We start from the raw sequence: 22,351 nt of genomic DNA on the forward strand, positions 1-22,351 counted from the left end.
GACGTATGGTTATGCGGCCGACCGCTCAGTGCCGCCGATCGGCGTACTTCTTGTTGAGCTCGCTCTCGCGGGCCTTGCGCGTTTCGTTGAATTCACGGAGCATGGCCTGTGCCGTGCGCAGGCCGACGTTATCGATATCGGGCCCGAGCAGGAACTGGCGTGCCGGAGCAGGCGTATTGGCCTTCACATAGGCCTGCGCCTTCATCACGGTGAACACGCCGGCGCAGAATCCGGCGGACATCCAGAACAGTCGTTTGAACATCACTCCCCCTTGGCTTCGGACTTGCCCTGCTTGTTGAGGAACGACTGGACGGTGGACTTCGCGGCGTAGACGGCGGATGCGGCCTTGATGACCGGCTTGCCGAGGAACGAGCCGTACAGATCGGCCAGGGCGCTCACGTTGGTGGCGGTGGTCGAAGCCGCGGCGGAGATCTTGTTGACGTCCTCCAGCGACTTGTTGATCTGGCGTACGGTCGTGACGCCCTCATCGAGCGCTGGAATGGCATGATCGCCGGATTCCTTGACCGTGACGGCAATCTGATCGAACAGCTTGCCCAGACGAATCAACGGGTAGATCATGAACCCGGCCAGCACGGCGAATGCAATCGCGGCAATGAGCCCTGCGATCTCTCCAACACCCATAGAGCGCCTCCTATTAATCAGTTACCCGCTCAAGAGTAGCACTACGTGTCGCTTTGGCGAAGACGCGCCTCACACCGTGATGTCAGGCGCGCCGATCTTCCGCCCTGTGCGGATGCCATCTCGACGGCTATTTGCCGTACGAGACGATGGTCAGCGCCTGATCGAAGGGCTTGGTCGTATCGAAATCGATGTCGGTGATGGAGCCGTTTGCCGGCCGTTCGCTCAGGTCCAGATCGGGGCCGCCGAAGCGATGACCAAGGCTGAGCAGTGTATTGCCGTGGCTGATCTGCAGCACGTCGTCGCCGTCGTTCAGATCGGTGTTGGAAGCGATCAGCGCGAATGCACCCTCGACGCGCTGCCAGTATTCCGCGTCGGACTCGGCGTCGTGGAATGGATCGGCGTCCTTCAGCCAATCGCGTGTGGCCGCAAGCCCGTACCTGCTCACGATCTCGTTGTAGCTTTTCACGCCGTGCGGGCCACCGGCCGCATACCATGCCTGGCTCATGTCGGTGCCTTCGAAGTATCCGTAGAACTGCTCGCGGAAATGCATGTCGCACACCAGAGTCGGACGGGGGTTGCCGGCCTGCTCGTTGATGTCGAGGATGCGTTCGGCGGTCATTTGGGCGCGCGTGGTGTCGGAGCAGTAGGCTGCGGCGAAGGTCATGCCCTTAAGGCGCTCCCCCGCCTTGGCGGCGTCGGCCAGACCGGATTCGGTCAGCGGCGAATTCGACCAGCCCTGCAGCTTGTTGTATCGGTTGAAGAATGTCTGCCCGTGGCGGACCAGATGCAAATGAAGGATCATACCTCCATGCTACCCATATGCCGTCCGTCTCGATGCGCGGCGGCACGGCGGAAAACGCGGAAAACCCCTTGAGAACGCGGAAACCCCGCGTCGTATGACGCGGGGTTCGAGCGGTATGTCCTTGACTGTACTGAATACAGAAGTGGGCCCGGATCAGCGGGCGTAGAATTCGACCACGTACTGGATGTTGACCTGCACCGGCACCTCTTCGGCTTCCGGCTTGCGGGTCAGGGTCGCCTTCAGGGAGGCCAGGTTCACGTCGAGGTAGCCCGGGACCGGCGGCAGAACGTCGCGGTGGACACCTTCGGCGGCAGCCTGGAACGGCTCCATGGTCTGGCTCTTGGCCTTGACCTGGATGGTCTGGCCGGGCTTGACGCGGTAGGACGGGCGGTTCACGATGTTGCCGTCAACGAGGATGTGACGGTGCACCACGAACTGGCGGGCCTGAGCGGTGGTACGGGCGAAACCAGCACGCAGCACCAGGTTGTCGAGGCGGACCTCGAGATCCTGAAGCATGGCATTACCGGTCTGGCCGGAAGTCTTGGTGCCCTTCTCGTACACTGCACGGAGCTGCTTCTCGGACAGACCGTACTGTGCGCGCAGACGCTGCTTTTCGCGCAGACGCACCGCGTAATCGGACTCGGTGCGGCGACGGGTGCGGCCGTGCTCACCGGGAGCGTACGGACGCTTTTCGAAAATGCGCTGAGCCTTCGGGGTCAGAGCAATGCCGAGGGCGCGGGAAAGACGCACCTGACGGCGAGAACGCTGAACGTTCGTCATGGTAATTAATCCTTCTGTCGTTATTTGAACGGAACGTCATCGCCTTCGATCGAAAGCATGACGTTGAGCCAGGCCTCTCCAACGCTTCGTCGTGCGAACACGAGCGGCTCCGAAAGGAACCGTCGACCCGTTGATGGGCTAAGACTCCAGATGGCATCCGCTTTCGGCAGACACCAATCGACCAGCATACACTCAGGGGCGGGACAGCACGCCGGCGTCCATGCGAAGCGCGTAGTCGGCATAGCCCAGCGCCTCCGGATCATGGGTGACCATGAGAATGGCGGTTCCCGCATCGGCCAGCTGCCGCAGCAACGTCATGACGATATCCGTGCTCTCCTGATCGAGGTCGCCGGTGGGCTCATCGGCGATCAGCAGACGCGGATCGTTCATCAGTGCGCGCGCGATCGAGACGCGCCGCATCTCGCCGCCGGACAGCTCGCGCGGGTAGCTGCCCGCAAGATCGGCGACGCCAAGGCGCTCAAGCAGCTGCATGGCCTTCTCGTTCAACGGATCGGGGACGATACCGTCGGCATCGGGCCGACCGATCCGGTCGGACTGGTCGGCGGGTCGCTGCGAATGGCGTTCGGCGAACAATACGGCCGGCAACACCACATTGTCGAGCACGGTGAGGTTGGACAGCAGCGTCTGGCTTTGCATGACGAATCCGATGGTGCGGTTGCGCAGTCTTGACAGCTCCATGTCGGTCATCTCGCCGACGACGCGCCCCTGCACGCGCACCGTGCCGCAGGTCGGGCGTGTCAGCCCGGCAATCATGGTGATCAGCGTGCTCTTGCCGTTGCCGGACCGACCGACGATGGCGACGAAATCACCTTCGTCCAGGTCAAGATCGACATGGCTGACGGCATCGAATTCCTTGCCGCGGCGGCGGAACCGTTTGGTCAGATCGCTCACGACCAGCAGATGGTCTCTGAAATCGGACTCATGTTCCATATCACTGCCCTTCCCGAAGAGTCATGTACGCCTCCGGCCTGGCGAGCCTGCGCATGGCCAGCATGGACGCCGCCACGCAGATGGCCACCGAGCACGCCACCGCAAGCGCGATCATGCCGATGACGACCAGCGGACCCGCCTGCAGATACGGCAGCTGCAGCTGCCTGCCGATCAATGTGCTGAACGGGAAGACGATCAGAGACGCCAACGCCACGCCGATCACGCTTCCGGCCAGCGAGACGATCAGAGCCTCTCTGACGATCACCCCACGCAGCATACCCCGGGTCGCGCCCATGATGCGCAGCGACGCGAATTCACGCTTGCGCTCGTTGACGGACGAGAAGAACACCGCAAGCAGCACGATGACGCCCATGACCCACAGCACCGCGACGACGATCGCCGTATATCCCACCAATGAGCCGAGCGAGACCTTGGTGGAGGCCGTGATGCCTCCCGGATAGACGAAACCGAGCTTGCCGTATGAGGAATCGAGCCTGGTGATCGACCTGGCCACCATATGCGGATCGTATCCGTCGGCGACCTTGATGAGCACCGCGGAGACGGCCTTGCGCGCATATTCGGCCGGCATGACACGATGCGACACCTGTGCGGAGGCCTCGACCATCTGCGGCACCGTCGCGCGGTTGACGAACACGGAGTTATCGAGACTGGTTCCGGTGCTGGCCAGCTGGGCTACCACGGGCCAGTCGCGTCCATACAATTCGATGGTGCCGTCCGCGGACACGTTCACGCCGGCACCCGCCACGATCTGCCCGTCCTTTACGTCACCGTCGAACTGGGACGACAGCCACGGCTGGATGACGAAATCGGTGGCTGGGTCATAGCCGATGATCTGCAGCTTCGACGAGCAGCACGAGGCCGCCAGCGACGAGATGTACACCTGCTCGGTGGATTGCGCGACGCCGTCCGCCTTGGAAATCGCGGAGGCGACATCGCGGGTGAAATAGAACGTGCCGGGCGAGCCGCTGGTCAGCAACGCCTCCGCCTGGCTGGCGCTGTTCTGCGGCACGACCATGAGATCGGCTCCCAGACGCCGCTCCATGCTGCGCATGCCGTTATCAAGGTTCATGCTCAGCATCGACCCCGCGAACAAGGCAAGGCTAAGGAGCGTTACCACAATCGTCAACGCAGCGGTACGCAGCGGCTTGCCCTTCAGGTTCTCCCGCGGCAGCGAACGAAGCGTGATATGCGATTCCATGCTCACGCCGTCTTCGCACGCGACTCGGCCCACGCGGCGGCAATAGCGCAGACCAGGGCGAGAACGCCGAGTACGATGAGCGTGGGAAGCATGACCATACGGCAATGCATCATCTGCCCCTTGCAGACTCCGATGAGCACGGTCGGCACGGCGAGCAGCAGCAGCGAGTTGACGGCCACGGCGATATTGATGCCGACACGAACCTGGCGCGCTACGAAGAAGGAAATAATGCCGAGCACGGCGATGACAATGCCGATACCGGTGGCGATCTGCTGGGAGTAATGGCATGCACCGAACGGGGTATGGCCGGAACATGCATGGGCGAAGGTCTGCGGCGCGATGGCGATCAATGCACCGAATAGTACGGACGGGACCGAGGCGAATATCGTTTTCTTCATGGCACTCTCTCTGATCGGTTGCCGAACCTCGGAACGGCTCGGGCACAACAACGCCCCATTATGTGCAACGTATTCACGAAAAACAAGACTTGACTTTTGACTTCCCGCGCGGTATGAGCCCCGTCGTCTGCAAAACAGCCGCGGGATAACGACCGGCATGGCCGCTTCCGGAAACCGTGTCCGGCTACGACTGCGGTGTCTCAGCGCGCCCAGACACGGATGACGTACGCGAACCGCCGCACTGGTCATCAGCCAGCGTGGCGATGCCCGGGTGATCGACGAACAAGGCCATGCCGATGACGGCTCAGCATGGCCGGAAATGGGGGACGCCCTGAAATGGCCACGCCGAATGGCCGCCAGCATGGCCGAATGCGGATGCCATTCATCGGCAGCCCTGCCAGTCGCCTCCCACCGTGGCCGAACACGGACGGCAATCGGAACATGCGACGGTATCGTGTCGAAGGGCAGGAGTCGACCGGGTCCTACATCACTCGGGCTTGATCATGGCGTATTGCGACTCGTACAGCCGGTAGTACGCGCCCTTCCGGGCGAGCAGGTCGGCGTGATTACCCTGTTCGACGATCTGCCCGTGATCGATGTAGCAGATCTCGTCCGCATTCTCGATGGTGGACAGGCGATGCGCGATGATGAAGCTCGTACGCCCCTTGAGCAGGTGGTTCAGGCCGGCCTGCAACGCCTGCTCGGTGCGAGTGTCGATGTTGGAGGTAGCCTCGTCGAGGATCAGGATGCGCGGATCGGCGAGCAGCACGCGCGCGAAGGCGATGAGCTGACGCTGACCGGCGGAAAGCGTGGCGCCCCGCTCCTCCACCACGGTGTCATAGCCGTCGGGCAGGTCCATGATGAACTCGTGCGCGTGCACGGCCTTGGCGGCGGCCTCGATCTCCTCGTCGGTGGCGTCGAGTCTGCCGTAGCGGATGTTCTCGCGCACGTTGCCCGAGAAGATGAACGTATCCTGCAGCATCACGCCCATCTGGCGTCGCAGGCTTTCGAGCGTCACGTCGCGCACATCATGCCCGTCGATGGTGACGGAACCCTCCGTCACATCGTAGAAGCGCGACAGCAGGCTGACGATCGTGGTCTTGCCGGCACCGGTCGGACCGACCAGGGCAACCGTCTCGCCGGGCCTGACATGCAGGTCGACCAGATTGAGGATATTGCGGCCGTCCGGCTCGTAGCGGAACACGACGTCGTTGAAGTCGACGCGACCCTCGATCGCGGGCAGGTCGACGGCATTCGGTGCGTTCTCGATCTCCGGCTTGACGTCAAGCGTCTCGAAGATGCGTTCGAGATACGCCGAGCAGGTGATGAGCTGGTTGTAGAAATTGCCGATGCTGATGACCGGGTTCCAGAAATTGTTCGCATACCCGACGAAGGCGATGAGCACACCGGTGGTCACGTTCACCGCGCCGAATCCGGTGACGCCCACATAGTAGATCAGGGCGATGGTCATGACGGAAATGGTCTGGATGCCCGGCCACATGAGGGTCTGGATGTGCACGGCGCGCATCCAGGCGTCGCGCACCTGCCCCTGCTGTTCCTGGAAACTTCTGAACTGCGCCGCCTCCTGCGCGAAGGTCTGCGTGGTCTTCACGCCGGCGATCGACTCATGGATGTATGCGTTGAGATTGCTCTGCTTATTGGAGAGCACCTGATAGGCGCGACGCTGGAAATGCTGCAGCACCAGCACCCACGCGACGAGCAGCGGGAACAAGGCAAGGCTGAACAGGGCGAGACGCCAGTCAATGACGAACATCACCACCAATGTGATGAGGAAGGTGAACACGTCGGAAATCACGTTGATCAGACCGGAGCTCAACGTGTCGGACAAGGTGTTGACGTAGTTGACCACGCGGATGAGGATCTTGCCGTGCGGGCGCGAATCGAAGTAGCTGAACGGCAGGGTCTGGATATGCGTGAAGATGTCGCGGCGCATGTCCTTGAGCATAAGCTGGCCGACCTGCGTGATGGCTACCGTTCGATAGCGAAGGCCGAGCTCGTAGATGACGATCAGCACGGCCATCAGTCCGGCGAGTCTGCCCAACAGCCCGAGATCCTTGTGCGGTATGGCGTTGTCGATCATGATCTTGGTCAGATACGGCACCACCACGGCGATGCAGCTCATCGTCACGACCACGCACAGGATGCGCACGACCTTGGCCTTGTACGGTTTGAGATACACGCCGATGCGAAGGATGTCGTGGAGGTTGATCCGCTCCTCAAGCTCCTCGTCCTGGCGGGATGTGTTGCGTTGCGCCATTGCCTATTCCTCCGTCCGTTCACCGTGACCGCTGGTCTCGAAGCCGTGCGATCCGCCGGCCTGCAGGCCAAGCTGCCTGCGGTAGATCTCCCAATATCTGCCATGCGCCGCCACAAGCTCGTCATGCGTGCCTCGTTCCACGATGCGGCCATGCTCAAGCACGAGGATGAGGTCAGCGTCCTTGACCGACGAGATGCGGTGGGCGATCGTGACGATCGTCTTCTGCTCGTCGAGCTCGCTCAGATGCCGCTGGATCTCCGCCTCGGTCTCCATATCGACGGCGCTGGTGGTGTCGTCCATGATGAGGATCGACGGGTCGTCGGCCAACGCGCGGGCGAGACTCAGACGCTGCTTCTGCCCGCCGGACAAGCCGACGCCGCGTTCCCCGACGATGGTGTCGTATCCATCGGGCATGCCGCTGATGAAATCGTCGGCACCCGCGATGGAGGCCATGCGGCGCACGTAATGCTCGTCGTACCCGTGCTGTTCGCCCGCACCGAAACCGATGTTGCCGCCGATGGTGTCGGAGAACAGGAAGGTGTCCTGGGCCACGATGCACACCTGGGAACGCAGCGTGGCCAGCGGCCAGTCACGCGCGTCGATGCCGTCGATAAGCACGCTGCCTTCGGTCGGATCGTAGAAGCGGGAGATGAGACTGACGAGTGTGGACTTGCCGGAGCCGGTCTCCCCCAGGATGCCGAGCTTCGATCCCGCCGGAACGTGCACATTGATATCCTTCAGGATCGGCGTGGACGGGTCGTCGGGGAAGGCGAAGCCGACATGACGCAGTTCGATGTCGCCGCGGACGCGCCTGCCTTCGCCCTGCACGCCCGGCTTTTCCCGGATGCGCGACTGCGCGGTGAGCAGCTTGCGGATCTTGACGCAGGAGGCGTTGAAACGCTGCCAGTCGTTGATGAGCCAGCCGGACTGGCGCACCGGTCCGTCGATCATCCACAGGTACGAGTTGAAGGCCACCAGATCGCCAAGGCTCATGTATCCCTTGATCACCAGGAACCCGCCGAGGCCGAGCGTGATGAGCTGCAGGGAGAATCCCAGCCCGTCGAGCCATGGCATGTACTTGCGGCTGTTGTAGGCCTGGTCCATATTGCGCTGCATGTAGTCGTCGTTGCGCTCGTCGAACTTCCGCGTCTCGTATGGCTCGCGCACGAACGCCTTGACCACACGGTTGCCTTCGATGTTCTCCTCGACCATGGAGTTCAGCGCGGCGAGCGAGTTGCGGATGGCGAGGAACAGCGGCCGGGCATGGGTGGAGAGCCCGTGCGTGAGGATGAAGATGAACGGCGTGACGCAGGCGAGGGCGAGGGCGAGCCGCCAATCGATGGTGAACATCATGATGAGCGCGCCGACGAACATGACCACGCAGTCGAGCATCTGGTAGCTCACCCAGCTCAGCGCATGGCGGATGGCGTCGGTGTCGGAGGTCATGCGGCTCATGATGTCGCCGGTACGGGTGTGGTTGAAGTAGGTGAAGTCGAGTTCGTGCAGCTTCTCGTATTCGTCGCTGACGAGCCGGTAGATGGAGTTCTGGCCGAATCGTTCCATCCACATCTGGTAGCCGTAGCGCGAGCCGACGCGCACGATGGTGAACACGATCATCATCACGCACAGGCGTGTCAGCTCGTCGACGTGCCCCTGCATGATGACGCGGTCCACGATGACGCCGGACAGCAGCGGGATGATGAGCGCCATCGCATCGTTGACGCAGAACAATATGATCGAGCCGATGATGCGCGGCAGGTCCGGCTTGCAGTATGGCAGTATCCAACGCAGATTGCCGGCATCGGCGTTTCGTTTCGGGTCAACGTACATGTGCAGCCCATTCCTCTTTCTCCACTCAATCGAACAGCATGATTCTAAAGGCCTAGGGCAACATGCCGGCGGTTCAGCGTTTCCCGGGCGAGGCCGCCGGGGTGGGTCTTGAGAAGAGCGGGCCGTACGGCTGACGACAGACGGCTACAGTTTCTCGATCGGTGCGACGCGAAGCATGAGACGCTTGGTGCCCTCGGTGCCGAAATCGATGGTGATCACGGAGTTGCGTCCCCTGTCCTGGGTGTCCACGACCTTGCCGAGCCCGTACTGGTCGTGGGTGACGAGGTCGCCGATGGTGAAATCGGCGATGTTCAGCCCGTTGTCCTTCTGCAATGACGAGACAGCGACGCTCTTTGCGCCGCTCGCTCCGCCGTTCTTCGGGGTGACGTGACGCGTGCTGACCTTGCCGCCGCGGGTGCCGCCGGAATGCGCGCCGTAGCGGGACGAGGAACCGTATGACGACGAACCGGAACGCGAGGCCGCGGAACCCCACCTGCCGGAGTTCGAGCCGGAACGAGAACCGTACGAAGAGCCGTATGGGGAACCGCCGAACGTCGGGCCGGAGGAGAAATCGTCATCCTCCCAGCCGCCGAACTCGTCGCTTTCGCTCCCCCAACCGGTGCGCATGCGTTCCGAACCGGTTTCTCGGCGCTTCCAGTCGATGAGCTCATCGGGGATCTCGTCAAGGAACTGGCTTGGCAACATATCGTTAGCCTGACCCCATTGCGCCCTGACCGCGGCACGCGTGACGTACAGACGGCGCTTGGCGCGCGTGATGCCCACGTAGGCCAGACGGCGTTCCTCGGCAAGCTCCGAAGTGTCCTCCAGGGAACGCGAATGCGGGAACGTGCCCTGTTCAAGGCCGGTGAGGAACACCACCGGGTATTCCAGGCCCTTGGCCGTATGCAGGGTCATCATGGTGACCTTGCCGGAGTCCTCGTTCTCGTCGGGGAGCTGATCGGAATCCGCCACCAGCGCGGTGGTTTCAAGGAAACCGCCCAGGGTGGCGTCGGGCGTGTTCTGCTCGTATTCGGCAGCGGTGGATTGCAGCTGCGACAGATTCTCCACACGGGACTGGTCCTGCGGGTCGACGGACTTCTGCAGTTCCTCCAACAACCCGGATTTGGACAGCACTTCGGCCACGATCTCGCTCGGCTTGGTGATATTGGCCCTGGCGAAGGCCGACATCGACGCCATCAGATCACGGAACGCCTTCAATCCCTTCGCCGTGCGGGTGGGCATGCCCTCGATCTGCTCCATATGCATGAGCGCGTCGAAGAAGCTGGTCCCGCGCTCACGGGCATAGTCCAGCACGATGCTTTCGGCCCTGGCACCCAGGCCGCGCTTGGGCACGTTCAGAATACGCCGCAGGTTCACATCGTCGGCCGGATTGAGGATGGCCTGCAGGTAGGCAAGCGCGTCCTTGATCTCCTTGCGCTCGTAGAACTTGGTGCCGCCGATGAGCTGGTACGGCAGTCCGGCGTTGATCAGCGCCTCTTCCAGCGAACGTGATTGCGCGTTGGCGCGGTACATGATGGCCATATCCGAATACGGAATGTTCTCCTCGGCATGCAGACGGGCGATCTCGGATGCGACCCACACCGCCTCCTGCTGCGCGTTGTCGGCGGCATAGCCGACGATCGGCTCGCCCTTGCCCACGGCGGTCCACAGCTTCTTCGGCTTGCGTCCCTCGTTGTGGGAGATCACCGCGTTCGCGGCATCGAGGATGGTCTGTGTGGAGCGGTAGTTCTGTTCGAGCAGAATGGTCTTTGCGTCGGGGAAATCCTCTTCGAAATCCTGGATGTTGCGGATGTCCGCACCACGGAACGCGTAGATGGACTGGTCGGAATCGCCCACCACGGTGATCCAGGCCGGCCCTTGACGCCCGGCCGCCATCGCCGTGGGCGCCGGCGACTCCCCCGCGTCCACGCCCGCAAGCTCGCGGATCAGCACATACTGCGCATGATTGGTGTCCTGGTATTCGTCGACCAGAATGTAACGGAACTTGTGTCGGTAGTACTCGGCCACGTCGGGGTGGTCGCGCAGCAGCTCCACGGTGCGTACGATCAGATCGTCGAAATCGACGGCGTTCGCCATGGCGAGACGATGCTCGTATTCGGCATAGATGATGGCATACAGTTCCTCGACGTTATCGAAATTGGAGATTCTGTACCCTCTGCTTCCCGGCTTGAAATCCGGGGCATAGGCGGCAAGCTGCGTTCTCCAGCCGATGAGCTGGTTCTTGTAGTCGGAGATGCGGCCGAGGATGGAACGCGGCGTGTAGCGCTTGATATCCACATTGAATTCGGTGGCGATGATCTTGACCAGACGTTCGGAGTCGGCGGAATCGTAGATGGAGAATCCGGACTTCAGACCGAGGGCCTTGCCGTCGCGGCGCAGGATGCGCACGCAGGCGGAGTGGAACGTGGACACCCACATGCGCTGTGCGACCGGGCCGATCAGCGCGGTAAGACGCTCGCGCATCTCGGCGGCCGCCTTATTGGTGAAGGTGATGGCGAGGATCTGGCTCGGCCATGCGCCGAACTGGCTCAGGATCCATGCGATCCTGCGCGTCAGCACCCGGGTCTTGCCCGATCCCGCGCCTGCGCCGATGAGCAGCGCGGCACCGCGGTACTGCACCGCTTCGGCCTGCTGCTTGTTCAGATCGCCCACGAGTTCGTCGGCGGTACGCGCGATCAGTTCCGGTTCCTGTTCCACTGCTGAATTCTCCCCATCCGCTCGATTGGTCCTATGCGCATACCCTTACTAGCACACCACGCGGTCATGGCCGCGCGATTGGTCATTCCAGAAGCGTAAGCTTTGGCAAATATTGGGCGTCTTTCGGCGCGTACACACTACCGGGATCATACACAGATCACGACGGATCAGAAACGAGGCATCAATGCAGGAACTCGAAGAACGCATCCAGAGCGAGGGAACGGTCAAGGAAGGCAACGTGCTGAAGGTGGACGCGTTCCTCAACCATCAGTGCGACGTTCGTCTGTTCGATCACATGGGAGCGGCCTGGGCGCAGCATTTCGCGGGCAAGAAGATCGACAAGATCCTGACCATCGAGGCTTCGGGCATCGGCATCGCCTGCGTCGCCGCACGGCATTTCGGCGATGTGCCGGTCGTGTTCGCCAAGAAGGCCCAGTCCATCAACCTTGACGGCGACCAGTACGTGACCACCGTCTACTCCTTCACCAAACAGAAGGAGTTCCCCGTCATCGTGGCGAAGAAGTACCTGAATGCCGGCGACCATGTGCTGCTCATCGACGACTTCCTGGCGAACGGCAAGGCACTGCACGGTCTGATCAACCTGTGCGAGGACGCCGGCGCGACCGTCACCGGCATCGGCATCGCCGTGGAGAAGGGCTTCCAGGGCGGCGGCGACGCGCTGCGTGCCGAAGGCTACGATGTCGACTCGCTCGCCATCGTGGACGCCATGGACCCCGCCACCGGCGAGATCACCTTCCGCCACTGAGAGAACATGCGGCACACGCCGCAATTCAAATACAGGATTTTCGCAAGCCATAGTCGAAAAAAGAGAGGGAAACATTGGCTGAGAAGAAAGAAAAAAGCGGCATTTCCATGGAGGCGCTGACCTCCTTGGATGCCCCGGTATCGTTCTGGAGAGGCATTCCGTTCGGCCTGCAGCATGTGATGGCGATGTTCGTGGCGAATCTCGCCCCGATCTTCATCGTCACGTCCGCGGCGAAGATGAATTCCGACCAGTCCGCCGCGGTGATCCAGGCCGGCCTGCTGGTCGCCGGTCTGGGCACCTGCCTGCAGCTGTACGGCGCATGGCGCATCGGCTCCCGACTGCCCATGGTCACCGGCATCTCCTTCACCTATGTGGCCGCCGCGTGCGCCATCTGCTCCTCCAAGGGGTATGGCGCCGTCGTCGGCGCGGTGATCGTGGGTGGTCTGCTGGAGCTTGTGCTCGGCCTGACCGCCAAGTACTGGCGTCGTTTCGTGCCGCCCATCGTCTCCGCGATCGTCGTCACTTCCATCGGCTTCTCCCTGCTCACCGTCGGCGCCACCAGCTTCGGCGGCGGTGATGGCGCCAAGGATTTCGGTTCCTGGCAGAATCTGACGCTCGGCCTGATCTCCCTGGTAGCCTGCCTGGCGTTCCAACTGCTGATGAAGGGCACCGCCAAGCAGCTGTCCGTGCTGTTCGGCCTGGTGGTCGGCTATGTGGTCGCCATCTGCATGGGGAAGGTCGACTTCTCCGGCTTCCAGCATCTGGCCATTCTTTCCCTGCCGCAGTTCATGCCGTTCAAGCCGGTGTTCGACCCCGGCTCCATCATCTCCCTGGCGCTGCTGTATGTGGTGTCGTCCGTCGAGGTGCTGGGCGATACCGCGGCACTGGCGAAGGTCGGTCTGAACCGCCAGCCCACCGAGCGCGAGACCGCCGGCGCCATTGCGGGCGACGGCCTGATCTCCTCGGTCTCCGGCCTGTTCGGATGCCTGCCGCTGACCAGCTTCGCGCAGAACATCGGCCTGGTCGCCATGACCAAGGTGGTCAACCGCAAGGTGATCCTCTCCGGCGGCCTCATCCTGATCGTCGCCAGCTTCGTGCCGGCCATCGCCGAGGTGTTCAACTCCCTGCCGCAGGCGGTGCTCGGCGGCTGCACCATCATGATGTTCGGCAACATCATCCTCTCCGGCTTCCAGATGATCTCCGAGGCCGGCTACACCCAGCGCAACATCACCATCGCGGCGCTGTCCCTGACCATCGGCATCGGCTTCACCCAAGTGAGCGACATCTTCGTGAACTTCCCCGACCTGTTCAAGTCGATCTTCGCGTCGAACTGCATCGCCGTGGCCTTCGTGGTCGCCGTGATTCTCAACGCGGTTCTGCCCAGCGAAGAGCACTTTCTGAGCGCTCCGGCCGAGCAGAACAAGGACTGATACAGCCCCTGCCTATAAGAGAAGAGGCGGCCTCCCTCAAGGAGACCGCCTCTTCTCGTACCCGGCCGATAAGCCGCCCTTTGCCGGCAGCTACCCCTTCTCACTCATGCGTATGCGACGCAGGGCCAATCCCAGGCAGACGAACGCGGCACCGAACAGCATGACCAGACCGACGCACTGCGCCCAGGCCGCCGCATCGACACGTTGCGCGGTGCCGACGCCAAGCGCATTGTCGACGGACACGCAATACCACCATCCCGGCAGCAGCTTGCCGATCACGATCAGGGACCGCGGCATGATCGACGGGGAGAACGCCATGCCGGAGGTGAACATGATGATCAAACCCATCACGTTCGCGGCACCGTTGACCGCGATCTCACTCAGACCCGCCGCCGACAGCAGATAGCCGAAGCAGGCCGCCACCAGAATCACCGCAAACGCCGATGCCGCCGCCATGGCATAGCCGCCCAAGGGTATGGCGTCAAGATCCGCACCGCAGAACGCCATCAGGCCGACCGACACCAGCATGTACAACGCCCATACCGCCGCCGAGAAGGTGACGCATACCAGAACCTGCTGCAGGCCGATGCCGAATTGCGGTGTGGCGCAGACCGCCAGCCTGCGGCGACGGTTCGCCTCGCTGAACGAGGCCGTCGCCACGGAGACGAGCACCGTGATGGCGACGAAGGCCGCGTAGCAGATGATCTTGATGGTGAAGGCGAAGCCGGTGGCCTCCGACGCGGCGTCATCGCTCGCATCGCCGCCCATCACCCGTACATCCCAGCTGCCGGATTCCACGGCATTCCGCTTGTCCTTGGCCACCTGTCCGGCGGCAGCGGCCACCATACCGCCATCGTCATCGGTCTTGCCGCCGCCGTCACCGGATACTGCGGATGCGGCGGAGATGCGCACGTTGTCGAGAAAGGCGTCGATCTCCATCTGGGCCATGGTGCCAAGACTGGACGAATAGCTTGTCACCGTATTCAGCTTCGGCACGGCACCTCCTTGCCTGCACGCCCTGCCGAATTCGGCGGCGTACCCCTTGGGCACGATCGCGATGAGGTCGACATGATCGGTGGCCACGGCGTTCTGCAAGACAACAGGCTGGTCATCCAATTCGATCACCGTGTCCGACGCGGCGAAATACCGTCGCAGCGATTCGGACAGCGCACGGCCCGAGTCGCTGGTATCACGGTTGATCACCGCAACCGACGCCTTGGCCGTGGTAAATACGGTCTCATCATCGCCGCGCACGCTGCCGGACACCACGGAGAAGCTCATCATCACCATCATCACGCACAGCCACACCACGTAGAAGGTCATATACAGTTTGTGCGCGGCTATGATGCGCCAACCGGTTCTAAAGGTAGTCATAGCGCTGCCTCCTGAGCAGAAATGCCGCCGCGGCAAGGAACACGAAGCCGAACGCGGCGAGGATGCCGACCGTTTGGAAGAACGGACGGTAGCTGTCGAAATACATGAGGTCGTAGAACAGGTTTGTCACCTGCTTGGCGGGATTGAGCACGCTGAGCACCGGCGCCTCGCGGTCGATGAGATCGGACAGGTCCATGGCGAAGGTGCCGTACAATCCGGCGAACAGCGAGCAGAAGCACGCCAATGCCACGGAAAGTCCGGTCTTGGCGCTCGCGCCAAGCTTGGGCAGTGCGCCGATGAACAGGCCGAGCGCGCTCGACATGAACGCCGCGACGGCTATGCCGAGCACGGCCATCGGCTCGCGCCCGCCCATGCCGACGCCGCACACGTAGCGGATGTACAGCATGAGGATGAGCATGCTGGCGAAGGTGCATAGCCAGCTGACGAGCAACGCCGCCGTCGCCTGCTTCCATTTGGGGGTGGGGCTGACGGTCTGGCGAAGGCCGAGCGCGGAGAGATTGGCCTGCATGCCGGCGATGATGGTGATGCCGAACGACATGGCCATGAGGCTCACCATGCCGAACAGCGCGTAGAAGAACCGCGCCGTGGCGTCCGGCCTGAAGTGTGTCAGGGTGATCTCATCGCTGTATGAGCCGTATGCGCCGAGATCTGCCAGGGTTCCGGGATCGCCGAGCGCCCGTGGATTCGTGGCGACGATGCGTCTGACGGTGGAATCGGTGGCGTTGTAGCGCGCGATGAGATTGCGCAGCACGGTCAGCGATATCTGCAGCGAGTTGGTTCCCGTGGCCGGGTTGGCTTTGGCCGCCGCCTGTCCGCTGACCGACAGATGAAGCTTGCCGTCGGCGGTCGCATTGACCGCAGCTACCACGGTGTGCTCGCCCATGAGCCGTTCGGCCTCGGCCATGGTGGCGACGGTATGGGCGACGATCAGTTTGCTGTCTGTGCTATCGGCATTGTCGCCGCCATCGGCGTCGAGCCCGCCGATGCCCTCGATGAAGGTGCCCAAATAGGGATTCTGCTTCCATGTATCGTCGTTCACCACGGCCACATCGAGGGAATCGAGCTGATATGTCTCGTTGAGGTGGCTGAACATCGCGTTGAACAACGTCGCGAGGATCAGCGGGAAGGCAAGCAGCCAGAATAGTCCGGCTTTGGACCGCACGCTCGTTTTGAGGTAGACCAGGATGCTGTTCCGCATGACGGTGCCTTTCAGTCGCGCAGAGCGGTTCCGGTGAGTTCCAGGAACACGTCGTTAAGGGTGGGCGGGCGCGAGGTGAGATGCCCGATGGTGACGTTCTCCGATTCGAGGATGCCGAGGATGTCAAGCAGATTGTGTTCTCCGCGCCGGCATCGCACGGTGAGCTCGCGTCCGTCGTATTCGGCTTCGATGACGACATCAAGTGCCGCTATGCGCTCGACGATCCGATCGGCGCTTCTCCCCTGCTCGCCGAGGTCAAGGGTCTCCACGCTGATGCGTTCGCCGAGCTCGATCATGTTCTTCAGCTCCTCGCAGGTGCCGAGCGCGAGATGCCTGCCGTGGTCCATGATCAGCACGCGGTCGCAGATCTGCTCCACCTCCTCCATGTAATGGCTGGTGTATACCACCGTGGCGCCTTCGGCGTTGAGCCGCTGGATGCCTTCGAGAATGGCGTTGCGGCTTTGCGGGTCGACCGCCACCGTGGGCTCGTCGAAGAAGATGAGGTCCGGCTTGTGCGCGATGCCGCAGGCGATGTTGAGTCTCCTGAGCAGGCCGCCGGAAAGCTTTTTCGGACGGAATCCGCGAAACTCGCCGAGCCCTACGAAGTCGATGGCCTCGTCGACCAGCTTTGCGCGACGTTTGCGGTCCTGCACGTACAGCGAGCAGAAATAGTCGATGTTCTCCCTCACGGTGAGCTCGTCGAATACCGCCACGTTCTGCGGCACGATGCCGATGCATCGTTTCAGCTCGTAGCTGGTGGGCGTCAGCTGCTCGCCGAATACGCGGATGCTGCCTTCGCTGTAGGTGAGCAATGCCAGGATGCAGTTGATCGCCGTGGTCTTGCCCGAACCGTTGGGGCCGAGCAGTCCGAAGATCTCTCCCCGGCGCACGTCGAGGTCGAAATAGTCGAGCGCGAGCATGTCGCCATACCGTTTGACCAGATGCTCCACATGCACCGCGTTGTTGTCGCTCGTATCGCTCATGATGGCTCCTTTCCCGTTATCACCATTCTCTCAGGCACCGGCTGCGGCATACCGGTGAGCTCCGTCACCACCGGGGGCGCGCATGGTGACATTCGTCACGATTGCCGGTGAAGTAGACTCGGCTTGTGCAGGAAATCATGGAACAACTGGCGCTCACGGCCTTGTCCGTGCTGCTGGCGGTGGCATATGACGGCGGATTGACGCCCGGCAGCGTGGCCGGAACGTTGCTGGCCATATGCTGCGCGGGTTTGACACAGTGGCTGCTGTTGTCCCGCACCGCATGGGCATGGGTTCCGTCCCTGTTCCTGGGGTTGGCGGCACTCGCCTTCCCTCCCCTGTTCGTGGCGTTGCCCGCCGCCGGATATGCGGGCGCACGTACGTTCCGATGCATGCCGTGCCCATCGGCGTTTCCCTCATCTCGCATACCGTCGCTGGCGTATCAGGCGTTCTCGTGGTGTATGGCATTGCCTTGGGTTCCGGCCGTTATCCGTCTGATTGCGCAGAGCATGTACGGCACGCCGCCCATTTCGGAATCGCACCCTTGTGGAATGGCGATGCTGTGCGCCATGGGAATGCTGTGCGCCGTTGCCGGCATGCTTGGATATGCCAGACTCGGGTTGTCCCGCCGCTCGCGGGCCCTGCGGCATGCGCATGACGAGCATCGCGCCATGATGCGCGAGCTGACGTCCAGACTGTCGTGCTCGGCCGAGGAGCGCGGCGTGGCCGTACGCATGGCGACGCTGAACGAACGGACCCGCATAGCGCGTGATATCCACGACAATGTGGGGCATCTGCTCACCCGCGCCATCATGCAGACCGAAGCGTCCAAGGTCGTGGCGCGAATGCGCGACGACGAGGCCGCGGTCCGTTCGCTGGAGGGCATCGGGACCACACTGCATGAGGCGATGACGGTGATGCGCCGTTCGGTGCATGATCTTGCGGATGACGGCACCGACTTCGCCGCCATGATCGAAGCCGCCGCACAATCCTCACCCTCCCTGCGGGTACGGGTGACGAATGGTGTCGAGGACGCGCCGGCACCGGTGGCGCGCTGCTGCTCCGCGTTGATCCGGGAGGCGCTGGCGAATGCCGTCCATCACGGCAGCGCCACCCATGCCGAGGTCACCCTGCGTGATTTCCCGGCGTTCTGGCAGATCGTCGTGCAGGACGATGGCGGGAATCATGCAGACACCGAAAGCGCCGGCGCTCCGAGGCAGGACCCGGAGAGCGGGCGCGGCATGGGGCTCGCCGACATCGAGGATCGTGTGCATGCATTGGACGGCACCTGTACGTACGGCCCGTATGGCAACGGCTGGCGTGTATTCGCGTCCATCCCCAAGGCGGGTTTCGGTGCGGCGCACACATCCTAGGCAAGGCAACTCGTGGCGGCACCGGGTATGCGAGTCTGCAGGGTCTAGGATTAGGGCATATGGGAGGAGCGTGTATGAAAGTCGCGATAGCCGATGACGACCCGATCGTATGCTCGTCGTTGCAGACGATTCTGACGGCCACCGGAACGGCCGATGTGCTATGGACGGCCAATACCGGCGAGGAGACGTGCGAACGCTATATGTCCGGCCCCGCGAACCGCCCGGATGTACTGCTCGTCGACGTGCAGATGCCCGGCATGGACGGCCTCGAGGCGGCGCGCAGGATCCTGGAATTCGACAAGGCGGCGCGCATCCTGTTTCTCACCACGTTCGCCGATCGCCAGTACATCGCGCAGGCCGTCACGCTTGGCGCGCGAGGATATCTCATCAAGCAGGATGTGGCGTCGATATGCCCTGCGGTGCAGGCGGTGATGGCCGACCAGATCGTACTGGGTGCGGAAGTGCTCGGCAAACTCACCGATTCGATGAAGGAACAGGGCGAGCATGGTGCCCGGCCTCATGCGGATGACGCGGCCGCAGCGGCATTGGATGCACTGAGCGACCGCGAACGCGACATCGCGCGGCTGGTCGCGCAGGGATTGGATAACCGGCAGATCGCCGCACGGCTGTTCCTGAGCGAGGGTACGGTGCGCAACCGCATCAGCGGCATACTCGACAAGCTGGCGCTTGACAACCGCACGCAGCTGGCCATCACTTGGCTGCATGCCGAAGCAGATCAGACTCATTGACCGTGCCGGCCGTCAAGTACCGGCATGCCTGGCATCGTGGGATGCCACCCGTTGCAGGCAAGGGCGAAAACGGATTCAGCAACAGCAACCGGTATTGGGATGGTATTTGTCGTATTCCTCCCTGGCCCTCAGGAACTCGACTTCGCTCATGGGCGTCTCGCCGGGGTGTTCCTCGCCGAAACGTTCCAGATAATGGTCGTATCTCGCTTCCCCACTGATCTCACGCATGTACCAGACGATGCCTTGCCAGATCTTCCTGGCCTTGTCGGCAATATCCATATCGTGTCCTTATGAAAAATCGTCGTTCCGAACGGGTGAACGCTCGGAACGACGATACTCAATCGTTATGACCGGCTATCAGGCGGTAGCCTGTGCGGCCTGGCGCAGCTCCTGCAGCTTGGCGCTGTATTCGCGCTGCACCTTCTTCTCCAGCTTGGTGGCGACCAGGCTGCTCGGCGCGAACCATTCGGATTCGACGAACGGCTCCTCGCTGGTGGTCTCGACGCCGAACTTGCCACGGGCCAGGATCCGTACGACCTGAACCACGCCGACGATTACGAAGACGCCCATCATGACCATGAAGAACACGGACAGGAAACCGTCCAGGTAGGCGTTGGACAGCGCGGCCTTGGCATTGGTCAGGGCCTCGCCGCTCAGCGCGCCGCTTGCGATCTGGGTCTTGTAGTTCGCGGCCACAGTAAAGTAGCTCAGTGGCCCGAAGATCTTCTGGAAGTCGGCGGTGAAGGTCACGGCCACATCCCACACGAGCGGGACGATCGGAATCCACAGGTACTTCTTGTAGCCGAGCTTGGCGACGCACACGGTTACGAGCACGAAGCAGGCCGCGGCGAGCAGCTGGTTGGAGATGCCGAAGATCGGCACCATGGCGTTGATGCCGCCGTTCGTATCGGCCACGCCCATCCACAGCATGGAGCCCCACAGGGCCACGGCGATCAGCGTGGTGATCACGTTGCCGATCTTCCAGGTCGGGTCGGCGAACCTCTTGAGCCTGCGCACGTTGCCGAGCAGTTCGCCGATCTGGTAGCGGGCCACGCGGGTGCCGTTGTCGACGGTGGTGAGAATGAACAGCGCTTCGAACATGATGGCGAAGTGGTACCAGAAGGCCATGGCGTTGTGACCGCCGAGGAAGGACTTCAGGAAACTCGCCATGCCCATGGCGAAGGTGGTGGCGCCGCCGGTGCGGGAGACGATGGTCTTCTCGCCGATGTCGGAGGCGGCCTTTTCAAGCGCTTCGGAGCCTTCGTAGGTCTTGGCGTTGCCGTTGTCGTCCACGGAATCCCAGGTGACCTTCATCTGCTCGCCCTTGATATTGCTGACCTTCATGGAGTTCACGGCCTTGACGGCGGCGTCGGCCTGCTGCTTCGGGGTGGAAGTCGCGGAGACGGTTACGCCGGAGGCCTTGCTGATCTGCAGGGCGGACATGTTGGTGGAGAAGTACACGCCCTGGGAGACGGTGATGGCCGCGATCAGGGCGATGATGGCGGTGAAGGATTCGACCAGCATGGAGCCGTAGCCGATCATGCGGATCTGGTTCTCCTTCTCCAGGGCCTTCGGGGTCAGGCCGGAGCTCACCGCGCCATGGAAACCGGACAAGGCACCGCAGGCGATGGTGATGAACAGGAACGGGAACAGGTTGCCGGAGAAGGTGGGGCCTGTGGAGACGCCGGCCAGTTCGGTGATGGCCGGGACCTTGACCATCGGGTTGGCGATGATGATGCCGATGACCAGCAGGATCAGCGTGCCGATCTTCATCAGGGTGGACAGGTAGTCGCGCGGGGTGACGAGCAGCCAGTGCGGCAGCGCCGCGGCGGCGAAGGAGTAGATCACCAGGGCGATGACGAGCTGCTTGCCGGTCAGCGTGAAGATCGGGGCGAGCACCGGGGAGTCGGCGATGTAACCGCCGGCGACGATGTCGATGACGAGCAGCACGAAGCCGAGGATGGTGGTCTCGATCACGCGGCCGGGACGCAGGAAGCGCTGATAGCAGCCCATGATCAGGGCGATCGGGATGGTCATGCCGATGGAGAACACGGCCCACGGCGAGGACGCCATGGCCTTGACTGCGACCAGGGCGAGGAACGCCATGGCGATGGCGGTCATGACCACCAGGAACACGGAGAGGATGGTGCCGCCGAACTTGCCCATCTCATCGGTGGCCATCTGGCCGAAGGAACGGCCGCGGCGCTTGGCGGAGATCCACAGCATGAGCATGTCCTGCACGGCGCCGGCGAAGATCACGCCGAGGATGATCCACATGGTGGAGGGCAGATAGCCCATCTGCGCAGCAAGGATCGGGCCGACGAGCGGGCCTGCGCCGGAGATGCCGGCGAAGTGCTGGCCGAACAGCACGCGACGGTCGGTGCGCTCGAAGTTGGCACCGTCGTGCACGCGCTCGGCCGGCGTGGCGTTCGCGTCATTGGTGCGCATGATCTTGATCTGGATGTAGTACGCGTAGAAGCGGTAGGCGATCGCGTAGGAGCACAGGGCCACCACTACGAACCAGATGGCGGAGATCTCCTCGCCGCGCGATACCGCCAGCACGGACCAGCCGATGGCGCATACGATCGCGACCACGGCCCAGACGACGGCCTTCGGCCAGGTCCACACCATCTTCGGCTTCACACCGACGGGAAGCCCCTTCGAATTGCGGATGACGCGTTCCTCCTCGGCGGGCGTGTAATCGTCCGTGAATTCCAGTTTGCCGGGCGCGGGTATGCGAGCGCCGGCTGTGCCTGTTGCACTTGTCATTGTGTTCTCTCTCGATTGGCTGATTGTTGTTGTAGCCATGCCTTTGGTGAAGGCTCTTCTCCTATGGCTAGGC

General features: G+C 62.6%; 19 protein-coding genes. 4 read left to right on the plus strand and 15 right to left on the minus strand.

Annotation, left to right across the window (positions count from 1 at the left end; all coding sequences use genetic code 11):
• Positions 1-25: 25 nt before the first annotated feature.
• From G1C98_RS04750 to G1C98_RS04795, 10 genes are all read right to left on the minus strand, one after another.
• Positions 26-262 (minus strand): hypothetical protein, encoded by a 237-nt coding sequence (locus G1C98_RS04750; RefSeq protein WP_169079745.1) that lies wholly within the window; start codon positions 260-262, stop codon positions 26-28.
• Positions 262-642, minus strand: coding sequence for a DUF948 domain-containing protein (locus tag G1C98_RS04755; protein ID WP_169079747.1), 381 nt, complete (start codon positions 640-642; stop codon positions 262-264). The genes G1C98_RS04750 and G1C98_RS04755 overlap by 1 nt, the downstream gene beginning before the upstream one ends.
• Before the next feature lie 127 nt (positions 643-769).
• Complete coding sequence (locus tag G1C98_RS04760) at positions 770-1,444, minus strand: histidine phosphatase family protein (protein WP_169079749.1); 675 nt, start codon at positions 1,442-1,444, stop codon at positions 770-772.
• A gap of 153 nt (positions 1,445-1,597) precedes the next feature.
• Positions 1,598-2,224, minus strand: coding sequence for a 30S ribosomal protein S4 (gene rpsD, locus G1C98_RS04765; protein WP_033523519.1), 627 nt, complete (start codon positions 2,222-2,224; stop codon positions 1,598-1,600).
• Between the two features lie 192 nt (positions 2,225-2,416).
• A complete protein-coding gene (locus G1C98_RS04770) occupies positions 2,417-3,175 on the minus strand; it encodes an ABC transporter ATP-binding protein (RefSeq protein WP_169079751.1) in 759 nt (252 codons plus the stop codon).
• 1 nt (position 3,176) lies between these two features.
• The gene (locus tag G1C98_RS04775; protein WP_169079753.1) at positions 3,177-4,394 is read right to left on the minus strand and encodes an ABC transporter permease; all 1,218 of its coding nucleotides are present in this window, start codon (positions 4,392-4,394) and stop codon (positions 3,177-3,179) included.
• A gap of 2 nt (positions 4,395-4,396) precedes the next feature.
• Positions 4,397-4,792, minus strand: a complete 396-nt coding sequence (locus G1C98_RS04780; protein ID WP_169079755.1) for a DUF4418 family protein — start codon at positions 4,790-4,792, stop codon at positions 4,397-4,399.
• Between the two features lie 487 nt (positions 4,793-5,279).
• Complete coding sequence (locus tag G1C98_RS04785) at positions 5,280-7,070, minus strand: ABC transporter ATP-binding protein (RefSeq protein ID WP_169079757.1); 1,791 nt, start codon at positions 7,068-7,070, stop codon at positions 5,280-5,282.
• 3 nt (positions 7,071-7,073) lie between these two features.
• Complete coding sequence (locus G1C98_RS04790) at positions 7,074-8,900, minus strand: ABC transporter ATP-binding protein (protein ID WP_169079759.1); 1,827 nt, start codon at positions 8,898-8,900, stop codon at positions 7,074-7,076.
• Between the two features lie 144 nt (positions 8,901-9,044).
• On the minus strand, positions 9,045-11,618 hold the full coding sequence (locus tag G1C98_RS04795) for an ATP-dependent helicase (protein ID WP_169079761.1): 2,574 nt from the start codon (positions 11,616-11,618) through the stop codon (positions 9,045-9,047).
• A 184-nt stretch (positions 11,619-11,802) separates the two neighbouring features.
• Between G1C98_RS04795 and G1C98_RS04800 the strand changes: the two genes are divergently transcribed.
• On the plus strand, positions 11,803-12,384 hold the full coding sequence (locus G1C98_RS04800) for a xanthine phosphoribosyltransferase (protein WP_169079764.1): 582 nt from the start codon (positions 11,803-11,805) through the stop codon (positions 12,382-12,384).
• Between the two features lie 107 nt (positions 12,385-12,491).
• The gene (locus G1C98_RS04805) at positions 12,492-13,814 is read left to right on the plus strand and encodes a nucleobase:cation symporter-2 family protein (RefSeq protein ID WP_417852297.1); all 1,323 of its coding nucleotides are present in this window, start codon (positions 12,492-12,494) and stop codon (positions 13,812-13,814) included.
• A gap of 90 nt (positions 13,815-13,904) precedes the next feature.
• Here the strand turns inward: G1C98_RS04805 and G1C98_RS04810 are convergent, their stop codons facing one another.
• From G1C98_RS04810 to G1C98_RS04820, 3 genes are read right to left on the minus strand one after another with little or no spacing between them, the layout of a single operon-like run.
• Entirely contained in the window at positions 13,905-15,188 is a 1,284-nt protein-coding gene (locus G1C98_RS04810; protein WP_169079768.1) for an ABC transporter permease, read from the minus strand.
• Complete coding sequence (locus tag G1C98_RS04815; protein WP_169079770.1) at positions 15,175-16,407, minus strand: ABC transporter permease; 1,233 nt, start codon at positions 16,405-16,407, stop codon at positions 15,175-15,177. The genes G1C98_RS04810 and G1C98_RS04815 overlap by 14 nt, the downstream gene beginning before the upstream one ends.
• Before the next feature lie 11 nt (positions 16,408-16,418).
• Entirely contained in the window at positions 16,419-17,390 is a 972-nt protein-coding gene (locus G1C98_RS04820; protein ID WP_169079772.1) for an ABC transporter ATP-binding protein, read from the minus strand.
• Between the two features lie 137 nt (positions 17,391-17,527).
• Between G1C98_RS04820 and G1C98_RS04825 the strand changes: the two genes are divergently transcribed.
• Entirely contained in the window at positions 17,528-18,760 is a 1,233-nt protein-coding gene (locus G1C98_RS04825; RefSeq protein WP_169079774.1) for a sensor histidine kinase, read from the plus strand.
• 74 nt (positions 18,761-18,834) lie between these two features.
• On the plus strand, positions 18,835-19,509 hold the full coding sequence (locus G1C98_RS04830) for a response regulator transcription factor (protein WP_169079775.1): 675 nt from the start codon (positions 18,835-18,837) through the stop codon (positions 19,507-19,509).
• A 75-nt stretch (positions 19,510-19,584) separates the two neighbouring features.
• Here G1C98_RS04830 and G1C98_RS04835 read toward each other — a convergent pair whose 3' ends face one another.
• Positions 19,585-19,788 (minus strand): CstA-like transporter-associated (seleno)protein, encoded by a 204-nt coding sequence (locus G1C98_RS04835; RefSeq protein WP_169079777.1) that lies wholly within the window; start codon positions 19,786-19,788, stop codon positions 19,585-19,587.
• Positions 19,789-19,866: 78 nt separating this feature from the next.
• Positions 19,867-22,278, minus strand: a complete 2,412-nt coding sequence (locus G1C98_RS04840) for a carbon starvation CstA family protein (RefSeq protein ID WP_169079779.1) — start codon at positions 22,276-22,278, stop codon at positions 19,867-19,869.
• Between the last annotated feature and the right edge of the window lie 73 nt (positions 22,279-22,351).

Origin of the sequence: Bifidobacterium erythrocebi (genome assembly GCF_012932675.1) — a bacterium.
GTDB classification, from domain to species: Bacteria; Actinomycetota; Actinomycetes; order Actinomycetales; family Bifidobacteriaceae; genus Bifidobacterium; species Bifidobacterium erythrocebi.

Excerpts from the sequence above, each read along its gene's own strand:
- G1C98_RS04775 (WP_169079753.1), bottom strand. The coding sequence starts at position 4,394 with ATGGAATCGCATATCACGCTTCGTTCGCTGCCGCGGGAGAACCTGAAG.
- G1C98_RS04810 (WP_169079768.1), bottom strand. The coding sequence starts at position 15,188 with ATGACTACCTTTAGAACCGGTTGGCGCATCATAGCCGCGCACAAACTG.
- G1C98_RS04770 (WP_169079751.1), bottom strand. The coding sequence starts at position 3,175 with ATGGAACATGAGTCCGATTTCAGAGACCATCTGCTGGTCGTGAGCGAT.
- G1C98_RS04840 (WP_169079779.1), bottom strand. The coding sequence starts at position 22,278 with ATGACAAGTGCAACAGGCACAGCCGGCGCTCGCATACCCGCGCCCGGC.
- rpsD (WP_033523519.1), bottom strand. The coding sequence starts at position 2,224 with ATGACGAACGTTCAGCGTTCTCGCCGTCAGGTGCGTCTTTCCCGCGCC.
- G1C98_RS04825 (WP_169079774.1), top strand. The coding sequence starts at position 17,528 with ATGGAACAACTGGCGCTCACGGCCTTGTCCGTGCTGCTGGCGGTGGCA.
- G1C98_RS04790 (WP_169079759.1), bottom strand. The coding sequence starts at position 8,900 with ATGTACGTTGACCCGAAACGAAACGCCGATGCCGGCAATCTGCGTTGG.
- G1C98_RS04750 (WP_169079745.1), bottom strand. The coding sequence starts at position 262 with ATGTTCAAACGACTGTTCTGGATGTCCGCCGGATTCTGCGCCGGCGTG.
- G1C98_RS04815 (WP_169079770.1), bottom strand. The coding sequence starts at position 16,407 with ATGCGGAACAGCATCCTGGTCTACCTCAAAACGAGCGTGCGGTCCAAA.
- G1C98_RS04805 (WP_417852297.1), top strand. The coding sequence starts at position 12,492 with ATGGAGGCGCTGACCTCCTTGGATGCCCCGGTATCGTTCTGGAGAGGC.
- G1C98_RS04800 (WP_169079764.1), top strand. The coding sequence starts at position 11,803 with ATGCAGGAACTCGAAGAACGCATCCAGAGCGAGGGAACGGTCAAGGAA.
- G1C98_RS04820 (WP_169079772.1), bottom strand. The coding sequence starts at position 17,390 with ATGAGCGATACGAGCGACAACAACGCGGTGCATGTGGAGCATCTGGTC.
- G1C98_RS04835 (WP_169079777.1), bottom strand. The coding sequence starts at position 19,788 with ATGGATATTGCCGACAAGGCCAGGAAGATCTGGCAAGGCATCGTCTGG.
- G1C98_RS04780 (WP_169079755.1), bottom strand. The coding sequence starts at position 4,792 with ATGAAGAAAACGATATTCGCCTCGGTCCCGTCCGTACTATTCGGTGCA.
- G1C98_RS04755 (WP_169079747.1), bottom strand. The coding sequence starts at position 642 with ATGGGTGTTGGAGAGATCGCAGGGCTCATTGCCGCGATTGCATTCGCC.
- G1C98_RS04760 (WP_169079749.1), bottom strand. The coding sequence starts at position 1,444 with ATGATCCTTCATTTGCATCTGGTCCGCCACGGGCAGACATTCTTCAAC.
- G1C98_RS04830 (WP_169079775.1), top strand. The coding sequence starts at position 18,835 with ATGAAAGTCGCGATAGCCGATGACGACCCGATCGTATGCTCGTCGTTG.
- G1C98_RS04785 (WP_169079757.1), bottom strand. The coding sequence starts at position 7,070 with ATGGCGCAACGCAACACATCCCGCCAGGACGAGGAGCTTGAGGAGCGG.